This window comes from Pseudomonas sp. MWU16-30317 (genome assembly GCF_020515695.1).
Classification (GTDB): Bacteria; Pseudomonadota; Gammaproteobacteria; order Pseudomonadales; family Pseudomonadaceae; genus Aquipseudomonas.
On the sequence record NZ_JAIWJA010000001.1, the window covers coordinates 1,031,543 to 1,049,414 of the forward strand.

The 17,872-nt window shown below is 62.9% G+C and carries 15 protein-coding genes; 3 read left to right on the forward strand and 12 right to left on the reverse strand.

Going from position 1 to position 17,872, the window contains the following annotated elements; all coding sequences use genetic code 11:
- The 11 genes from LIX93_RS04440 to LIX93_RS04490 all read right to left on the reverse strand — a co-directional run bounded on the left by LIX93_RS04440 (window position 1) and on the right by LIX93_RS04490 (window position 13,312).
- Window positions 1-777: a glucose 1-dehydrogenase gene (locus LIX93_RS04440; protein ID WP_226502770.1), complete on the reverse strand. Its 777-nt coding sequence runs from the start codon at window positions 775-777 to the stop codon at window positions 1-3.
- Complete coding sequence (locus LIX93_RS04445; protein ID WP_226502771.1) at window positions 774-1,952, reverse strand: MFS transporter; 1,179 nt, start codon at window positions 1,950-1,952, stop codon at window positions 774-776. Before LIX93_RS04445 ends, LIX93_RS04440 begins: the two co-directional genes overlap by 4 nt.
- A complete protein-coding gene (locus LIX93_RS04450) occupies window positions 1,942-4,416 on the reverse strand; it encodes an MMPL family transporter (protein ID WP_226502772.1) in 2,475 nt (824 codons plus the stop codon). The genes LIX93_RS04445 and LIX93_RS04450 overlap by 11 nt, the downstream gene beginning before the upstream one ends.
- Before the next feature lie 4 nt (window positions 4,417-4,420).
- The gene (locus LIX93_RS04455) at window positions 4,421-5,467 is read right to left on the reverse strand and encodes a YCF48-related protein (protein ID WP_226502773.1); all 1,047 of its coding nucleotides are present in this window, start codon (window positions 5,465-5,467) and stop codon (window positions 4,421-4,423) included.
- Window position 5,468: 1 nt separating this feature from the next.
- Window positions 5,469-6,827 (reverse strand): DUF1329 domain-containing protein, encoded by a 1,359-nt coding sequence (locus tag LIX93_RS04460; RefSeq protein WP_226502862.1) that lies wholly within the window; start codon window positions 6,825-6,827, stop codon window positions 5,469-5,471.
- 35 nt (window positions 6,828-6,862) lie between these two features.
- A complete protein-coding gene (locus LIX93_RS04465; protein WP_226502774.1) occupies window positions 6,863-8,551 on the reverse strand; it encodes a DUF1302 domain-containing protein in 1,689 nt (562 codons plus the stop codon).
- Between the two features lie 384 nt (window positions 8,552-8,935).
- Window positions 8,936-9,373, reverse strand: coding sequence for a heme-binding protein (locus LIX93_RS04470; RefSeq protein ID WP_226502775.1), 438 nt, complete (start codon window positions 9,371-9,373; stop codon window positions 8,936-8,938).
- A gap of 10 nt (window positions 9,374-9,383) precedes the next feature.
- Window positions 9,384-10,751 (reverse strand): amidohydrolase family protein, encoded by a 1,368-nt coding sequence (locus LIX93_RS04475; RefSeq protein WP_226502776.1) that lies wholly within the window; start codon window positions 10,749-10,751, stop codon window positions 9,384-9,386.
- An 18-nt stretch (window positions 10,752-10,769) separates the two neighbouring features.
- Window positions 10,770-11,150 carry a Rieske 2Fe-2S domain-containing protein gene (locus LIX93_RS04480; RefSeq protein ID WP_226502777.1) on the reverse strand — a complete coding sequence of 127 codons (381 nt, stop codon included), beginning with the start codon at window positions 11,148-11,150 and terminating at the stop codon, window positions 10,770-10,772.
- A gap of 15 nt (window positions 11,151-11,165) precedes the next feature.
- Window positions 11,166-12,119, reverse strand: a complete 954-nt coding sequence (locus LIX93_RS04485) for a PDR/VanB family oxidoreductase (protein WP_226502778.1) — start codon at window positions 12,117-12,119, stop codon at window positions 11,166-11,168.
- Between the two features lie 68 nt (window positions 12,120-12,187).
- On the reverse strand, window positions 12,188-13,312 hold the full coding sequence (locus LIX93_RS04490) for an FAD-dependent oxidoreductase (protein ID WP_226502779.1): 1,125 nt from the start codon (window positions 13,310-13,312) through the stop codon (window positions 12,188-12,190).
- A gap of 197 nt (window positions 13,313-13,509) precedes the next feature.
- Between LIX93_RS04490 and LIX93_RS04495 the strand changes: the two genes are divergently transcribed.
- The 3 genes from LIX93_RS04495 (at window position 13,510) to LIX93_RS04505 (ending at window position 16,746) form a co-directional block, all read left to right on the forward strand.
- On the forward strand, window positions 13,510-14,433 hold the full coding sequence (locus LIX93_RS04495; protein WP_226502780.1) for a LysR family transcriptional regulator: 924 nt from the start codon (window positions 13,510-13,512) through the stop codon (window positions 14,431-14,433).
- Between the two features lie 203 nt (window positions 14,434-14,636).
- Window positions 14,637-15,794, forward strand: a complete 1,158-nt coding sequence (locus LIX93_RS04500) for a prolyl oligopeptidase family serine peptidase (RefSeq protein ID WP_226502781.1) — start codon at window positions 14,637-14,639, stop codon at window positions 15,792-15,794.
- A 22-nt stretch (window positions 15,795-15,816) separates the two neighbouring features.
- A complete protein-coding gene (locus LIX93_RS04505; RefSeq protein WP_226502782.1) occupies window positions 15,817-16,746 on the forward strand; it encodes a VOC family protein in 930 nt (309 codons plus the stop codon).
- A gap of 70 nt (window positions 16,747-16,816) precedes the next feature.
- On the opposite strand, the gene LIX93_RS04510 is transcribed toward LIX93_RS04505, so the two are convergent.
- Window positions 16,817-17,860, reverse strand: coding sequence for an aromatic ring-hydroxylating dioxygenase subunit alpha (locus LIX93_RS04510; RefSeq protein WP_226502783.1), 1,044 nt, complete (start codon window positions 17,858-17,860; stop codon window positions 16,817-16,819).
- Between the last annotated feature and the right edge of the window lie 12 nt (window positions 17,861-17,872).

A 17,872-nucleotide genomic window follows, 5' to 3' on the forward strand; every position in this document is an offset into this window, starting at 1 on the left:
TCAGTTGCCGTCGCCAATGGTGGTACCGCCGTCGACGATAAGGTTTTGCCCGGTGATGAAGCCCCCGGCAGGTGCCGCCAACAGCAGCGCCAGCCCGGCGATCTCTGCCGGTGTACCGACGCGGCGCAATGGCGTGAGCGCCAGGCGCTTTTCCATCAGAGCGGGGGAATCGGTGAGCGGCCGCGCGAATTCGGTCTGAATCACACCCGGGCTGATGGCGTTGACCCTGATGTTGGCCGGCCCCCATTCCACGGCAAGGTTGCGCGCCAGCTGGGCCAGCGCGGCCTTTGACAGCCCGTACAGGCCCAGCGCCTTGTTGCCGCGCACGCCGGCAATGCTCGCCATCAGCACCACGCTGCCGCCACCGCGCGCAGCCATGGAAGCCAGCACGGCGTTGGTCAGCCACAGCGCACTGCGCAGGTTGATATCCAGAGTGGTTTGCCAGTCGGCATCGCTTGCACTTGCCAGGGGGCCCATGTGCGGCGCCACACCCGCGTTGCAGACCAGCGCATCGAGACCGCCGAAATGGTCCAACACGGCGGCGGCCATTGCGTCGACCTCGGCCCGCTGACTCAGGTCTGCCGGTATCGGCCATGCCTCCAGGCCCTCGTCCGCCAAGGCCGCCGCAACCCTGCGGCAATCCTCAAGGCTTTCGCTGCTGATCGCCAGGCGCGCGCCGGCCTGGCCATAGGCCCGCGCCACCGCCAGGCCAATGCCGCGGGTCGCACCGGTCACGAGCGCCGTCTTGCCGGCCAGATCGAACAGTGCAGCGCTCATGCTCGCTCTCCCGCTGCGGCCGGCCGAGGTAGACGCAGGCAACCCAGCGCTACCAACCATTGCAGGCCACCGATCACCGCCAGCGCGGTGGGCAGCGCCGAGCTGGCGCCCTTGGTGAGCATGAGCACCACCAGCGGGCTCACGAACTCGCCTGCAAAAATGGCCGCGGTGAACAGGCCGCTGGCCCGACCGCGTTGGCTGAAATCGACCAAAGCCATGATGCGGGTGATCAGCGTGGGCAGCATCAGGCCTATGCCCAGGCCGTTGATGAACACCGCCAGCGATACTGCGCCATGGGATTTAGCCACGGCCATCAACAGCCCGCCGCTGCCGGCCATGGCGAACGCCAGCAGCAACAGCCAGGCCGGCCGGGCGCGGCCGATCAGGCGGAAACTCAGCGCGCCGAGGACCACACCCAGCTGGTTGCCCCCCATGGTCATGCCGATTTGCTGGGGGCCGTCGACGCCCAGCAGGTTGAGCAGGTAGCCGGCCTGTACCGGCACGATGAACAGGCCCAAGCCAGCCAGCAGCGCCAGGCCCAGCAAGGGTGACAACCCCCGCCACGGCATGGAACTGCGCGTTGCAGCCTTTGCCGGCGGCGCGGCGGGCTCCCAGAGCAGGCCGGCCATCAGCGGCAAGAACAGCAAGCCCACCGCGTACAGGGTGAACGGCGTACGCCAGCTGTCCTGGCCGAGGTAGCCGCCAACGCCCATGAACACCGCCGCCGACAACGAAGTCACGACCATTTGCAGGGCAAACAGCCGCTCTCGCCGGCCACCGCTGTAGTAATCGCCCATCAGGGTGGTGCAGCAGGTCATGATCCCGGCTTCGGCCAGCCCGATGCCTGCTCGGCTCAATACGATGGCTTGCAGGGACTCGAGCCACAGCGGCAGCGTTCCGCACACCGTGTACAACAACATCGTCAGCAACAGCAGCGGCTTGCGCCCGACGCGATCAGCAATGATGCCCGCGAACGGCGCCAGGATCGCGACGACCAAAGCGGGCAAGGTCAACGCCACGGGCACCAGTACGGCGGCGCCCGGGGTCTCGGCGAAATGCTGCTGCATGCGCGGCAGCACGGGCGCCAGCAGCACCGCACCCAGCACCGGCAGGCAACTGCCGAGCAGCAACAGCAGGGCCTGCGGTGCCCCGGCCGTACGTTGTTCAACCCTCATGGCGCACCTCCAGGTGGCGTGCCATCTTTTTTTGCCGCGCGCGCGATTGCGGCTCGAGCGCCGGAACCGGCGGTCTGTCCGTCATCAAGCGGCGTTGCGGCAACAGGAAGTACGCCAGCGCTGGCAGCAACACCAGGGCCCCCACCATGTTCCAGACAAACATGAAGGCCAGCAGCACGCCCATATCGGCCTGGAACTTGATAGGCGAGAACATCCAGGTGCCGACACCAATGGCCAGGGTCACACCGGTGAGCATCACCACCTTGCCGGTGAACTGCAGCGCTCGGTAATAGGCGTGAGACAGCGTCGCGCCGCGGCGCATTTCGGCCAACACGATGCTCATCACATACAGCGCGTAGTCAACGCCGATCCCCACGCCCAGGGCGATCACGGGCAAGGTCGCGACCTTCACGCCAATCCCCAGCCAGACCATCAAGGCTTCACACAGAATCGACGTCAGCATCAGCGGCAGCACCGCACACAGCACCGCACGCCAGCTGCGGAAGGTCACCAGGCACAGCAGGCACACCGCTGCATAGACCCACCAGAGCATCTCGTGGCTGGCCTGCTTGACCACGATGTTGGTGGCGGCCTCGATGCCCGCACTGCCGGCCGCCAACAGGAACTGTGCCTGATCGCTGTCGTTGTCACGGGAGAAGGCCTGCACGCTGGCGACCACCTGATCGAGGGTGTCGGCCTTGTGGTCGGTCAGGAAGGCGTACAAGGTCAGCAGGCTGCAATCTTCGTTGTACAGGCCCCGTGGAGCCCCTGCGGTGACCATGTTGAGCGTCGCCTGATTGTTCAGCAGCTCGTACCACTTGGGGTTGCCTTCAGACAAGCCCACCAGTACGCGGCGGTTGAGCAGCGCCAGGGAGTTGGTCGAATCCACGCCGGGCAGGCCGCGCAGTTGCCAATCGAGGTTGTCGACGCGCTGCAGCGTGTCGTAGCTGGAGCAGCCGCCCGGCGGGGTCTTGACCATGACGGCGAATACGTCGCTGCTGGCGCCATAGTGCCGGGTCAGGTAGGCGTTGTCCTGGTTGTAGCGTGAATCGGCGCGCAGCTCAGGGGCGCCGGCGTCCAGGTCGCCGACCTTCAAATGCAGGCTCACCAGATAGCCGCCAACCGCCAACAGCCCGGCGATCACGACGCACGCCGTGGCCCAGCGGCGCTGGGTGAACAGATCGAGCAAACGCCAGGCCGGATGCCTGATCTCCCCTGCCGCCTCTGCTTCTTCACTACGCAGGCTACGCTTGGCCGCCCTGGCGCTGACGCCCAGATAAGACAGCAGTACCGGCAGCAGAATCAGGTTAGTGAAGATCAGCACGGCCACGCCGATACTGGCGATCACGGCCAGGTCCTGAATGACCTGGATCTTGATGATCATCAGCACCGCAAAGCCCACCGCATCGCAGAGCAGCGCCGTGAGGCCGGCCAGGAACAGCCGGCGGAAGGTAAAGCGCGCCGCCACCAGCCGGTGCATGCCGCGGCCGATGTCCTGCATGATGCCGTTCATCTTTTGCGCGCCGTGGCTCATGCCGATGGCGAAGATGAGGAACGGCACCAGCACCGAATAGGGGTCCAGCTCGAAGCCCAGCACTGGCAACAGCCCTAGCTGCCAGACCACCGCGACCAGCGAACAGCTCATCACCAGCACCGTGCTGCGTACACAGCGGGTATACCAATACAGCACCGCCGCCGTGATGGCGATGGCGGCGCCGAAGAACAGCAGGATCTGCCTCAGGCCCTGGATCAGGTCGCCCACCACCTTGGCGAAGCCCGTGATGCGAATCTCGATGGCAGGGTCTTGATACTGGGCCCGCAGCACTTCAAGTTGCGTGGACAGCGCGCTGTAATCCAACGGCTTGCCATCGGGCGTGGTGGCGAGCAGAGGCACATAGAGGATGCTCGATTGCTGGTCGAAGGCGACCAACTGGCCGATCTCGTTGGAGCGCTCGATATTGCGCTTGAGCGCCTCCAGGCTCGCGGGCGAACCGTCATAACCATCGGGAATGACCGGGCCGCCTTCCAGGCCCTCCTCGGTTACCCCGACCCAGCGCGTGGCCGGCGTCCATAGCGACTTCATGTATGCCCGATCAACTCCCGGCAGCAGATACACCGCATCGTTGAGCTTTTGCAGGGTGTCCAGGTAATGCGGGTCGTAGAGACTGCCGCGCTTGTTGATCACCGCGATACGCACGGCGTTGCCAAGGCCGGACAACTCCTGGCGGTGCAAGAGGTAATTGGCAATGAAGGGATGATCCGTGGGGATCATCTTTTCGAAACTGGCGTTGAGTTGCACGCGCGTGGCTTGCCAGCCCAGCAGGGCCGTCATCAACAGGCACAGCAGCAAGACGATACGCCGATGGTTGAACAGCGCGCGCTCGAGCAGTGAGCCCGAACGCTGGTCAAAATCCTCGAGCTTGCCACTGAGGGGCGCTGCCCCGGGTTCGTTCACGACATGCATGGGCTTACTCCGCAGCGTTCAAGGACGTAGTGAGGCGCACCGGCCCGGCAAAACCGACGCCCACCAAGGCGCCGTCGGCCGCCTGAGTGACCGCCGTCAGCGGGGCGCCAGGCGGGATCTCGATGGGGACCAGGCGGGAGCGATCCGCCGACGCTTGCAGCAAACCGCCGGCCTGATTGACCAGCAGCAGTTGCCGGCCGACGATGCGCATGTCGTTGATCGAGACGGGCATGGGGTTGTCGACCGCAGCGAAGGTTTGCCCCTCATCGCTGGAACGCAACACCTTGCCTCTCAAGCCAGCGATCAGCACCGTCCCGTCTGCCTGCGCGACCACGCTGAAATAGCTGCCCTCGTAGGGCGTGCTGATGGCTTCGAAGTGCTCGCCATGGTCGAGCGAGCGCAGGAACAGCCCCTGCTCGCCCGCGATGTAAAGGTGGGCGCCTGCCTGTGCCACGGCGTAAAGATGCAGGCCTTGCGGGTTGGGTATCCGCCCCATCAGTGATGACCAGGTCTGGCCACCGTCGCGGGTGATGATCGCCAAGCCGTAGGCCCCCACCACGACGCCGTTGTTGGCGTCGCTGAAACTCAGCGCCAGCAAGGGTTTGTCGGCGCCATCGGTGACTCCTTGGCGGGCCGCCGCGAGGCGGTGCTCATCGCCAGCGGCCTGGGCGGCGCTGAGTTCCATGGCGGCCAACTGGCGACCGTCGAGCTGGCGCTGCCAATGTTCACCGCCGTCAGTGCTGTGCAGTACCACCCCGCCATGCCCCACTGCCCACCCTTGCCGATCGATGAATTGCACTGCCGTCAAGGTGGTGCTGACGGGCGTCGCGGCCTGGCGCCAATGGGCGCCATTGTCATCGGAGAGCACCACGGTGCCCCGCTCGCCCACTGCGACCAGGCGGTCGCCGGAGCCTGTGATCGCCTGCATCACGCCGTGCAAAGCCTGTGGCGCCAGCACGGCCGGCGTATTGAGCACGTCGACCGCTGGGGCAGCCATCAGTGAGGGCGCCAGGGCGGCGAGGCCCAGCGCTAACCAGGTTGTCCGGTTCATGTCAGCGCACACCTTCGCCAGCCAAGGCGTCCGGGGTGAACACCGAATCCTTGTAGGCAGGCACCAGGCGGTACTGCTCGGTTTTGCCGGCAAACATGTCACCGGTAAACCACGTACTGGAGAGCAAGTCATAGAAGCCGTTGGTCACGGTGACAACGCCCGGCAGGTCTGGCAGCACTACCGGGGTGGTCCAAAGCACCTTGGCCAATTGGTTTTGCGCGTCATAGCGCTCGCCCAGTACAGCGGCCCAAGTGTCCTCGTCCAGGTAGTAGGTGCTGCGTGGCATGACATGGCGCTTGCCGGCTTTGAGTGTCGCCTCGACCACCCACACGCGGTGTAACTCCCAGCGCAGGACGTCGGGATTGAGGTGGTGGTCGGCCAGCAGATCGGTCGGGCTGGCGGCCGTGAACACTTTGTTGGAGTTATAGGGAATGTACATTTCCTTCTTGCCGACCAGCTTCCAGTCGAAGCGATCGACCCGCCCGTTGAATACGTAGAGCTCGTCAAAGCTCATGACCCCTGCGGTCGCCGGCGTCGGCGTATCGCAGCAGGCATTGGGCAGGCGACGCACACGCCGTTGGCCCGGCAGGTAGGTCCAGGCACCGGTGTTGTCGGCGTTGACGTTTTCACGCCCGGTGATGGCTTCGCCGGCACGCAGTGGCGGGCCGTCGTTGATCATGCGGATGCTCCAGAAGGTACCGTCCTTCTTGCCGGCATCCGGCTCATACCAGGGCATCTGGTAGTCGGCGCGGGAGTTGTTGGTCAGCACATGCTTGCCATCGCTGGTGGTCAGGTACTGGGTAAAGTCGGTATGCCACGACGCCCCGCGCCAGCGCATCAGGTGGTTCCAGATGGCCTGCACGCCGTCCTTGGCCAGCGGAAACGGAATACCGCCCTCGCCGTCCTGCGGGATCAGGCCGGCCGAGCTGTCGACCAGCTTGGCCTTGCCGCCCGCGTTGGCATAGGTGGCGTCGTACACCGCTTGCGGCGCAGCCGCGGTCCGGTGGGTGGGGTAGACGTCCAACCGGTAAGTATCAGGGTACTTTTTCAGCATCGCCTGGATACCCGGCGTGACCTTGTCGGCGTATTGGCCAATGTTTTTGGCGGTAATGCTGAACAGCGGTTTCTCGCTGGCGAAGGGGTCGGTGCGCTTGCCGCCGTCCTTGTAGCCGGGATCGACCTTGGTCAAGCCACCGGTCCAGGCGGGGATGCTGCCATCGGCGTTCCCGGCACGCTCGGCCCCCAGCGGCGTCAGCGTTGTTTTCAGATCCGCGGCATCGGCGGCCATCGCACCGTGTGCAACCAGCAGTGCAGCCCCCAGTGAGGTCAGCAGGACGGTCATGTGCTTGCGAAAGGTCATGGTTTTACGCTCGTTCATGGCAGTTGATCCCAGGCTCAAAAGGTTCGGCTTACGCTGAAGGCGACGAAATCGCGGTCCTTCATCGTTTGTTCGAAGGTGTAGTTGCTGCTGGCGTCGAGGAAGGTGTTGGCCGGGCCGTAGTAGTGGGTGTAGGTGAGGCCCAGGTTCCAGGTGTTGAGGTAGTTGCCCTTGAGACCGATGTTGATGTCGCCACCGCGATTGCTGCCGAACGCCGTGCCCAGCGATTCCGAGGCGCCGTGGGTGTAGCTCACGCCAAACGGCACGCTGATATCCATGCCGGAGAACGCCTGGCGGTACATCGGTTCGTACACCGTGCGAACGCTCCAGGCGTCGCGGTCAGCGTTGTGGTCCACGGCATCGGGATTGTTGGTGACGCTCAGGGTGCGGTTCCAGGCGAACTCACCGAGAAAGCTGGTTTCCTGCGCCAAGAAATTCGGGCTCAAGGTGGCGAGCCACGACAGGTTGGCGTGCAACGTGCGCCCCGTTGCATAGATGGCATCACTGGCGTTGTTGGACACGGCCTCACCGGGCAGCAAGGTGCGCCCGTTGGTGGACGCCAAAGGCTGGTCCCAGCGAGTCGAGAGTTCGCCGGCGATGTTGAACGAATCCACCGTGGTCGAGAAACTGGCCCCCAGTGCCTTGATGCCCTCTGGGTAAGCCCAGCTGTAGGAGCCGGCTTCACCGGTCAACGGGTTGAGGTTGGCGAAGTTGGGCGTCACGACCAGCTGCGGGCTCTTGTCGTGAAAGCGAATCGCGTAGACACCGAAGTCGTAATTCTCGGTGCGCCATTTGATCTGTACGCCACCCTGCCCCGAATCCTTGGCTTGCTTGTCAGCACCGTGATAGAACGCCAGCGGCCCGGCACCGGGGAACAAGGGCGCGCCTACCAACAAGCGTTCATTGCCCGCGCCGATCGGATCGAAGGAAGAAAAGTAGCTGCCGGAGCCTGGCAGGCGATTAGCTTCCCATTCGAACTGGTAATAGGCGCCTACGGACACATCCGGGGTGAGCTGCAGCTGTCCCGACATCTGATTGACGGGTCGGATCAACTCCTTGAACTGGGTGTTGGGTACCGAAATACCTTTGACTACATCGATCGGCGCCATGCCACCAGCGATACCGTTCATGCCGTAGAACAGGCTTTCGCCCCATTGCATCGCATACTGGCCCAGGCGCCCGGACACCGGCATGTCGCCCAGCTCGCCCTTGCCGTACACGAAGGCATCGAGCAGTTCGCCCTGGCGCCCGTGCAGCTTGCGGGTGGCGTCGGTGAAGTGGTCATAGTCCACGGAGGTGCTGTTGACCGTGCCCGGCGAGGTGTTGTCGTTCTTCTTGTTGTAGACGTCGTCGTACCAGGCGGCGCCGCTGAGCCGCGCGCCGAAGTTCTGGTAGCTGATGTCGAACTCGGAGAGCAAGTCCAGTCGGCTCGAAATCAGGCCCTTGCCAAAATTGCGGTCGCCGTCATCACCGTTCAGCGCGCCGCCACCGGTAGTGGTGAGCTGGCTGGACGGGCTTTTGGTGCGCCACGCCGAGCTGTACTTGAGGGTGTTGTCCCAGCGCGTGCGGATGTCCGGGTTGCCGGTATCGAAATCGAACGCCTGCACGGTCGAGACGCCTGAGCACATTGCCGCCAGTGCAAAGACCAGCGGGTGACGAACAAACTGCGGGCGCAGGTTTACCGCTGCCCAATCGGAAGTGGCCATCGACTATCCCTCTTTTTTGTTTTTATCCGTAGGACCGAAGTTCTGTCTGGTAGTAACGAACAGCACTTTTGGTGGCACGCGTATTATCGCGACAGGGTGCCTGGATGCCCGCCGAACGCGAGCCGCGTAATCATGGAAATACCGGCGACTGACTGCCGATGAGGGGTCCTGCAACGGGGTGCAACGACGGGAGACGGTGTGTTCGAGATCATGGTGTACCTCAATATTTTCTTATTTTTGTAACCCGATGCCGACGGGGGGCGCAGGGTGATGGCTACAGCTTCAGGCTTATCGGGACGTTTGACTAATCGACTCTTGAGATGCGATGTATCACAAAGCTACATACCTCAAAAGTGGAGCAGTTACGCGTTCGATCAGGGTGAATCAGCAGTCGCCGGTATCGGCGCTCAGCCCAACCGCCGCGATGGCGGCCAGGGCGCAACATTCGTCGTTGTCAGAGGTGTCGCCGGTAATACCGATCGCGCCGAGGATCTCTCCACTTTCGTCACGGATGAGCACGCCGCCCGGCACCGGCACCATGTTGCCACCCGCCAGATCGCTCAGTGCCCCGAAGAAAGCCGGCATGCGCTCGGCGCGGCGGGCCAGTTCGCGACCGCCAAAGCCCAGGTTCAGCACGGAACTGGCCTTGCCGTTGGCAATTTGCGGGCGCAGGAGGCTGGCGCGCTCATTGCGCTTGAGCACCAGCAGGTGCCCGCCGGCGTCCAGCACCGCCACGCACAGTGGCGCAAAGCCTTGGCGGCCGCCTTCGCGCAACGCTTCGTCGGCCATGCGATCGGCAATGGCCAGGGTCAGTCGAGTCATGTGTGCGACCTCATTGCTGGTTGAGCTTGGAGAGCGAGCGTTTGCCCATGTCGACGGCGCGTTGACGGGTATGCAGCTCCGACCACTTCACGGTATTGAAGTCAGTCACCCGATTGGGGTCGTATCCTGGTACCTGGGCTTCGATGCGTTTGCCGCCCAAATAGACGCCACAGATATGCTGACGGTCCTGGAGGATGCCGACGTCATCGAGCGGCGAGCCATCGACCCGAATGAAATCCGCGCGACGGCCCACCTCCAGCGCACCGACCTGCTGGGTGGCCGGCATCATCCTGGCCGACACCGAGGTCGCTGCCCGGAGTGCCTGCGCCGGAGTGAGGCCTATCCAGTCGACCAGAATCTCGATTTCCCGGGCATGCCATTCGCCGTAGGGCGTGATGGCGAAGCCGCTGTCGCTGCCGGTCATGAACGGCACGCCCGCTTCAAAGGCGCGACGAAGGTTGCGGCAGCCCGCCTCGATCACCCGCCGCTGCATGGCGGCATAACCCGACTTGGTCGACGCCTCGTACGGTTCGGCGAACTCGGTGTTGTTGGCCAGCATGGTCAGGGTGGGCGCCACGTGGCTGCCCGATTGCAGGATCGCCTCGATGCAGGCGTCGTCCATGAAAAACCCATGGAAAATCACATCGACGCCCGCCTTCGCGGCATAGAGCACCGCCTCGCGGCCATAGGCGTGCACCGCGACCTTTTTGCCGAGGCGGTGGATCTCGTCGACCATGAAGCGCGTCTCGTCTTCGGTGAACGCCGCGATGTGCTCACCATTGGGACGAAAATGCGGGCCATCCATGGCGATCTTCATCAAGTCGACGCCATCCTTGGCTTGCCGCCGGATCTCGGCCAACTGCTGGTCGCGGGTTTCGCACAGCCGGCCGCTGAAATAGTCGGGGGTGCCGACCCAACTGGGGAACCAGTCGTTAAGGCTCTGGCGGTTGGAGATCACATTGCTGCTGGCGGCGATGCGTGGCCCGGTAAACATCCCGGCGTTGATCGCGTTGCGCACCGAGATGCTGCACTGGCCGGCATCACCTGGGACCACCACCGAGGTGTAGCCGGCAGCCAGCACATGCTGGGTGAAGAACAACCCGCGCAACGCCCGAAATTCGGGCGAGACATGCAGGTCGACGTCTTCCTCGCTCTTGGCGTTGCCGAAGACCAGATGGGTGTGAACGTCGACCAAGCCCGGCATGACGAAGTGCTCGCCGGCATCGATGATCTCCTCACCGGGCACGGGAGCGGGCGCCGAGGTCTGCGCACCGACGTAGGTAAACACGCCGTTCTCGATCACCAGGCGCTGCTGTTGCCGCGCGGTGTCCTCGAGGCCGGTGAACAGGGTCTTGCAGTTAACGTGGATACGGGGCATGGCGGGGTTCTCTTGTTGTTAGGGCATGAGGTCGCGGGAAGAGGGAGTGCATAGCCAGACATCGCCCTGCTCATCCACGGTGATTGTCTGGCGTTGCAGGGATTGGCCCAGGCACGGCCCCAGCACGCACACCCCACTGTCTGGCCGAAACAATGCGCCGTGGGCATAGCAGACGATGTGCTGACCGTCTGCGGACATGAAACGGTCCTTGCGGTATTGCATGGCGACGTCCAGGTGCGGACAAAGATTGCGCCACGCGCTGAGCGCACCCTTCCAGCGGACCACCAACAGGGTGTCGCGCCCTTTGAGGTGCGGATCGAACCCGCGCGCACCGCCTTCCACAATCGAATCCTGCGGGCACAGGTAGACCTTGTCAGCAGCCTGATTCGGCGAAAGCATCGACGCCTTCATGAGCTAAAGGTCCAACACCAGACGCAGGCTTTTGGATCGCGAACAGCAAGGCGTGAACTGGTCGTTCAACGCCTGCTCGGCGGCGGTCATGAACATGTCGCGGTGATCCGGTTCGCCTTCCAGCACACGGGTCAGGCAAGTACCGCAGATGCCCGCCTCGCACGACAGCGGTAGATCGACGCCACCTTCGAGCAGTACCTCGGCCACCGTGCGGTCGGCAGGCACCCACAGCGACCGACCGCTGCTGGCCAGCACCACCTCGAAACTGCCGGCCTCCATTTGGTTCGCGCTGGGTGGCTGCGCGGCGAAATACTCACGGTGCAGGCTCTCTTCGGGCCATCCCGCGTGCCGGGCTTGCTCGAGCACGAACGCCATGAAACCGCCCGGCCCACACACGTACAAATGGTCGCCAGTGTTGTAGCCCGCCAAGGCGGCGGCTGCATCCAGACGGGTCGCCGGTTGATCATCGAAGTGCAGCTGAGCCTGCCCGGCAAAGCTCGAAGTGCGGATTCGCTCGGCGAAGGCGACACTTGACGCTGAACGACCGCAATAGTGCAGCTCGAAGGACGCGTTTATTTGGGCCAGGCGCTCAGCCATGCACAGAATCGGTGTAACACCGATGCCGCCGGCGAACAGCAGCGACCGGCTCGCTCCGTGAGCCAGGGCGAACAGGTTGCGAGGTTCACTGATCTGTAGCGCGCTGCCCTCTTCAAGCGCATGCATGGCCTCGGAGCCGCCACGTGTGGCGGGGTCCAGCAATACACCGATCTGATACCGATGCTGCTCGTCAGGGTGGTTGCACAACGAGTACTGGCGGATCAGGCCTGAACCCAGATGCACGTCAATGTGCGAGCCGGCGCTGAAAGGCACCAGTGCCGAGCCGTCGGCGCGAGCGAGTTCGAAGCTGACGATACCTTCGGCTTCACGGATTTTACGGGTCACAATAACGTCGATCATTGCCGCTACCTTGCTGTTTTGCTCAGGGGGTCGCTCAGTCCGGCAACAGAGACGCCGGCCCGCCGCGCTCAGATGGGCTCGGCGGTGAGCTTGAGCATTTGCTTGGTCAGGCCGATGCGGTCGAAGGTCTGATCCCGGGCCATTTCCCGATCCCCCGCCAGCACCGATTTTTCGCTGATGAACTTGCAGCGTTCGAACCGCCGCGCCATGAAGCGTTGCAGCTTGTCTGCCATGCTGCCGCCCCCGGCCAGTTCCATGCTCAGCACCAGCGCATCCTCGATGGCCATGCCAGCGCCCTGCCCCAGGTGCGGCGTGGTGGCATGCGCGGCATCACCGATCAGCAGTACCCGGCCCTTGAACCAGGGTTCATCGACGAACACCACTTCCATCGGCTTGTACACCACCTGGCTACTATCGGTGATCTGCTCGCGCAAGCTGCCGACCAGCCCGCCAATGTTGGCAATACGGTCGCGCATGAGCTGCGCCAGCTGCTCAGGCGCAAACCAGGGATTCTCAGGCTCATGGGAGGTGGAGAACATGTACATCAGGTCATTTGAAAGCGGCACCAGCCCGGCATTGCCGCCCGGCCCCATATAACTCGCCAGATGGTCGATCGAGGGGTCGCGGGGAAAGTTGTAGCGCCATACGGCCTGGCCTGTGAAGCGCGGTTTGTATTTGTCACCGAACAGCATCCCGCGGATTTTCGAGTACACGCCATCGGCGCCGACCACCAGGGCGTAACGCTCGCGGGTACCGTCGGTGAGGGTAACGTCTACACCTGCAGCGTCCTGCTCGATGGACTCGACACTCATGCCTAAGCGAACGTTGGCCCCCAGCTCTATCGCTGTGCTGCTCAGCACCTTATGCAGGGCAAGACGAGAAATGCCGACATTGGCAGGGTATTGAGGACCTGCCAGACGCTGCCCGGGAATGCGCGCCAGCGGCTTGCCCTCCAGGTCGTAGATGCCGACGTCTTCGAAGCTGTAGGCCGCTTCGAGATAGCGGTCCAGCACGCCCAGGCGCGCCATTTCCCGCACCACGTTGCTTTGCTGGATGATGCCGACCCCATAGACCGTCCAGTCCGATTTGATCTCGACCAGATCCACGAGTACCCCTTCGCGGCGCAGAGCGATGGCGGCACACAGGCCGCCGATACCCCCTCCCACGACCAGAACCTTATTGATTTCGCTCATTAGGCGTTCCTTTTGTTTTTGTTTTATTCGGCATTCAGCAACAAGAAATCGACGCACTGAGCCAATTGCAAAACTGACACTGGCGAGCGAACCTCGCTGGCTACGAGGCAGACAATAAGCAGGAAAAGAAGCGTTGACTAATCGGGAGTTGGCATGGAAAGTATTTTAAAAATAAATACAACAATGAGCCTGATACCATGCGATTCAACCATCTGGACCTCAACTTGCTCGTGGCGCTCGATGTCTTGCTCGAAGAGCAGAACATCACCCGTGCAGCAGGGCGCCTGCACATGACGCAATCGGCGTTGAGCGGCATTCTGCGCAGGCTGCGGGCGTATTTCGAGGATGAGTTGCTGGTGCAAGTCGGACGGACCATGACCCCCACATTGCTGGGCAAGGACCTGCAGATCCCGGTGCGCGAGGTCTTGTTGAAGATCCAGACCTCCATCGCCGCCAAGCCCGTGTTTGACGTTGGCCAAAGCAAGCGACACTTTCGCATCATGGCCTCCGACTACCTCATCAACGTGCTCTTCGCCGAAGTGATCCACCGCATCAACGCTGAAGCCCCCTCTGTGACGTTCGAACTCATGAGCCCCGGAGAAACCGCCGTCGAAATGCTGATGCGCGGGGAAATCGATCTGATGATCGCGCCCGAGCAGCACATCAATGCCGAGCATCCTTCGCAGCTACTGTTCGAGGAGCAACACGTGTGCGTGGTCTGGGAGGGCAATACCAGCATCAGAGAGCCCTTCACCCTCGAAAACTACCTGGAACTCGGGCATGTCGCCGCCGCCTTCGGGCGCAGTCGCACGCCAGCGATCGAGGAATGGTTCATGCACCAGTACGCTTGCAAGCGCCGAGTCGAAGTCATCACGCACGACTTCAACACCATTCCGCACCTGCTGATCGGCTCGCAGCGCATCGCCACGATGCACAGTCGCCTGGCATCGCTCTATGCGCAGTTGCTGCCGTTGCGGCTGTTGCCGCCACCGGTGAAGATCCCGGTCATGCGCGAGTACATGGCATGGCATCGCAGCCTCGAGGGCGACGCCATGCTGGTGTGGCTGCGTGGCAAGCTCATGGAGACGGTCCGTACGTTCGAAACCCCTGCCCTGCAATGACCCCGATGCAGTCCTGATAACGCCATCCCCTTGCGGCCAACCGCCACCCATCGCGATTTGTGATGGCTAGCATCCGCACTCGCAATTTGTCGATTACCTGCTGGCGTGCGAGTTTCGCCCAGCGGCCTCAACAATTGTGCGCGTGCCGTTTTGCACCATGCGATGCGGCCGCGCCTTGGGACAGTCAAAAGGACAATAAAAATATGTTTCGCTATTTCCCTACCAATTACGTCTGGAATCTATCCGTAGACCTGGCCATCGAGATGGGCGCCCGCATCGGCGAAATCGAGGAGATGTGCGCGCCGTTGCAAGAAAGCGCCAAGCACCCTGACGCCACCGGCACTCAGGCCTTTCGCGAAACCTGGTCGAAAATGGCCGACAAACTCTGCAGCCTGGCCGAGGAAGACGAAGCCCGCGGTCGGCTGTTCTCGGCCGGCGAGAAATACAACCGGGCGGCCACCTATTACATCACCTGCGAGCGTCTCCAGGCCCACGGCGCCCCCGCCCGCGAGGCCCTGTACCAGCGTTTTCTCGATACCTTCGCGCGCGGCCTGGCGCTGTCGGCCGAGAACTGCGAACGGGTCGAAATCCCCTATGAGGGCACGCATCTCTCAGCCCTGTATACCCGCGCTGAAGGTGTCGATGGCCCCGCACCGATACTGGTGCAAGTCAACGGCCTGGACTCCACCAAAGAGATGAAATACCGCGTGGGGCTGCCGGCCTGGCTGGCCAAGCGCGGCATCGCATCGCTGGTGGTCGACCAGCCCGGCACCGGCGAAGCCCTGCGCCTGCAAGGCCTGACCGCCCGCTACGACAGCGAGCATTGGGCCAGCCGCATTGTCGACTGGCTGGAAACCCGAGAGGACATCGATCCAAAACGCATCGGTATGGAAGGCGTGTCCCTGGGCGGCTACTACTGCCCGCGCGCCGTGGCTTTCGAACCGCGTTTCGCCTGCGGCGTGGTGTGGGGCGCCAACCATGATTGGCGTGACGTGCAGAAGCGCCGCCTGGCCAACGAAGGCAATCTGCCGGTGCCGCACTACTGGAAACACGTGTGCTGGGTGTGGGGCGCCAAGGACACCGACGAGTTCATGACCATCGCCGAAAACGTTCACCTGGACGGCGTGCTGGACCGCATCAAAGTGCCGTTCCTGGTGACCCACGGTGAGAAAGACAGCCAGATCCCGCTGAAGTGGGCGCAGCGCACCTATGAGCAACTGGTCAACAGCGCGCAACGGGAGTTGAAGATCTTCACCGAACGCGAAGGTGGCGTGCAGCACTCCAGCTTCGACAACAGCATCAACGCCGGCCAGTACATCGCTGACTGGGTCGCTGAAACGTTGGGCGGCCGCACAGCATGAGCCATAACAAGAGAGAGAGCTGATGAATATTATCGGACCGGAATACCTGGTATTCGGCGTCGACGACGTCGCCGCCTGCGTGCAATACCTGATCGACTATGGCCTCAAGCCGCTCGACGTCGACGCCCAAGGCGGCTACCTGGAGGCGCTGGATGGCACGGGCGTGATCATTCGCCCGCGCGACCACGCCAGCCTTCCCGCCGCCATGGGCACCGCCAGCAGCCTGCGTGAAACCGTGTACGGCGTGGCCGACGAAGCTACGCTGCAGGCCATCGAAGTGGAGTTGCGCAAGGACCGCGAAGTCAGTCGCAGCGACGACGGTGTGCTGCACGCGGTGGACGACATGGGCTTCGCTCTCGGCTTTCGCATGACCCAGCGCCGCGAACTGGCCTTGCCGGGCGAAATCAGCAACGCCCCGGGCTCGGCCACCCTGCGCGAGATCAACAGCCTGGGCGCCAGCAACGACATGCCCGCCCTGCCCCGCAGCCTGTCGCACGTGGTGTACTTCGTACCCGACGCCGACAAGGCCGAGGCCTTCTACGCGCGCCTGGGCTTCATCTGCACCGACCGTTTCATCGGCACCGGGCCGTTCCTGCGCCCTGCGGGCACGCTGGACCACCACACCTTGTTTTTCATTCAGACCCCGCCGTTCATGAAGGGCATCGAGCACTTCACCTTCCACATGGCCGGGCCGACCGAAGTGATGTTGGCCGGCACCCGCTTCGTGGAAAAAGGCTACGAGTCGTTCTGGGGCCCGGGGCGGCACCAACTCGGCTCGAACTGGTTCTGGTACTTCAACAGCCCACTGGGCTGCCACGTGGAGTACGACGCCGACATGGACTTGCACGACGACAGTTGGGCGCCACGTGTCGAACCCTCAAGTGCCGATACCTCCCAGTACTTCCTGTTCCAGCATCGGGAGAAGTGGATGCCAGGGGGCAAGCCGGAATAACCTCCAATACCCCCAAAACGCAGAGGACCGCTGTGATTACAGCGGCCCTCTCGTTTGCAGCATTGCGGTTTTATTGCTGTGTCACTTCGAGTTCCTGTGCAATCAAGCCATCGAGTACCCGCCGTGCGCGAACCGCACCGGCGTCGCCCGGTAACAGGACAGGCTTGAGCGACCAGAAATCGCTGTCGCCCATGGCCAGTTGCTGCGCTTCAAGCATTGGCAGGTCCTCTTCGGTAAAAGGCACCGCCAATGCAGATGCTTGCCCTTCGGCAATCTGCTTGCCCATTTCGCCCATCTCTACAGGCATTGGAAACGAAAACCAGTAGTGGGTAGTCGTTTGAGTTTCGGGGGTAAACAGATGGGGCAAGGCTGTCTCCCGACCTTCATTGCGAGGTCGCCCCGTGGGCACCGCGCCGGCCAAGAGAAGCATGCTCGCGGGCGCGTTCCAGCGCACGTCCGTCCAGCGGTCCACGGGTGTGTCGGGTGCTATGCCCATCGCATCGTAGAGAAACGCCGGCATGATCTCGTTCACCGTCTGGCGATAGGACCACACCGTAGCGCCCTCCTGCTCGACCTTGGTGATAGCACTGCTGACGTCGGCGCTGCCCAGCGTTGAGGGATGCAGGTACTGGATGTGAGACAGATCAAGGATGTTGTCAGACTCAAGCACGTAGTTAGCACGGGCATGGAGGTAACGCTTGGCTACATGGAAGCGCTGTGGGTCCATGCAAGAAAAATCAGGAATCAGCGATTCGTCTGCCTTGGACGCCTCGCCCATCCAGATCCAGATCACGCTGTACTTTTCCACGACGGGATACGCGCGGACCTGGGCAGCCTTGGGTATGGCGCCGTTACCGTGGGGATTGCGAGTGCATTGGCCGTCCCCGTCAAACTCCAGCCCGTGATAGGGGCAGCGCACCGCGTCATCGCACAGAATGCCTTTGGACAAAGGCGCGAAACGATGAGGGCAGCGATCAGCCAGTGCTTTTACCTGGCCAGACTGTTCTCTGAAGAACACCAGCGGTTCATCCAGCAAGCGCCGGCTGAACAGCTCTTGCCCCTTGATCTCTTCGTCCCAGGCGGCGACGTACCAAGTGTTTCGCAGATAAGCCATGTTGTTTTAATC

Coding starts and splice junctions, on each gene's coding strand:
- LIX93_RS04440 (WP_226502770.1), bottom strand. CDS start 777: ATGAGCGCTGCACTGTTCGATCTGGCCGGCAAGACGGCGCTCGTGACC.
- LIX93_RS04445 (WP_226502771.1), bottom strand. CDS start 1,952: ATGAGGGTTGAACAACGTACGGCCGGGGCACCGCAGGCCCTGCTGTTG.
- LIX93_RS04450 (WP_226502772.1), bottom strand. CDS start 4,416: ATGCATGTCGTGAACGAACCCGGGGCAGCGCCCCTCAGTGGCAAGCTC.
- LIX93_RS04455 (WP_226502773.1), bottom strand. CDS start 5,467: ATGAACCGGACAACCTGGTTAGCGCTGGGCCTCGCCGCCCTGGCGCCC.
- LIX93_RS04460 (WP_226502862.1), bottom strand. CDS start 6,827: ATGACCTTTCGCAAGCACATGACCGTCCTGCTGACCTCACTGGGGGCT.
- LIX93_RS04465 (WP_226502774.1), bottom strand. CDS start 8,551: ATGGCCACTTCCGATTGGGCAGCGGTAAACCTGCGCCCGCAGTTTGTT.
- LIX93_RS04470 (WP_226502775.1), bottom strand. CDS start 9,373: ATGACTCGACTGACCCTGGCCATTGCCGATCGCATGGCCGACGAAGCG.
- LIX93_RS04475 (WP_226502776.1), bottom strand. CDS start 10,751: ATGCCCCGTATCCACGTTAACTGCAAGACCCTGTTCACCGGCCTCGAG.
- LIX93_RS04480 (WP_226502777.1), bottom strand. CDS start 11,150: ATGCTTTCGCCGAATCAGGCTGCTGACAAGGTCTACCTGTGCCCGCAG.
- LIX93_RS04485 (WP_226502778.1), bottom strand. CDS start 12,119: ATGATCGACGTTATTGTGACCCGTAAAATCCGTGAAGCCGAAGGTATC.
- LIX93_RS04490 (WP_226502779.1), bottom strand. CDS start 13,312: ATGAGCGAAATCAATAAGGTTCTGGTCGTGGGAGGGGGTATCGGCGGC.
- LIX93_RS04495 (WP_226502780.1), top strand. CDS start 13,510: ATGCGATTCAACCATCTGGACCTCAACTTGCTCGTGGCGCTCGATGTC.
- LIX93_RS04500 (WP_226502781.1), top strand. CDS start 14,637: ATGTTTCGCTATTTCCCTACCAATTACGTCTGGAATCTATCCGTAGAC.
- LIX93_RS04505 (WP_226502782.1), top strand. CDS start 15,817: ATGAATATTATCGGACCGGAATACCTGGTATTCGGCGTCGACGACGTC.
- LIX93_RS04510 (WP_226502783.1), bottom strand. CDS start 17,860: ATGGCTTATCTGCGAAACACTTGGTACGTCGCCGCCTGGGACGAAGAG.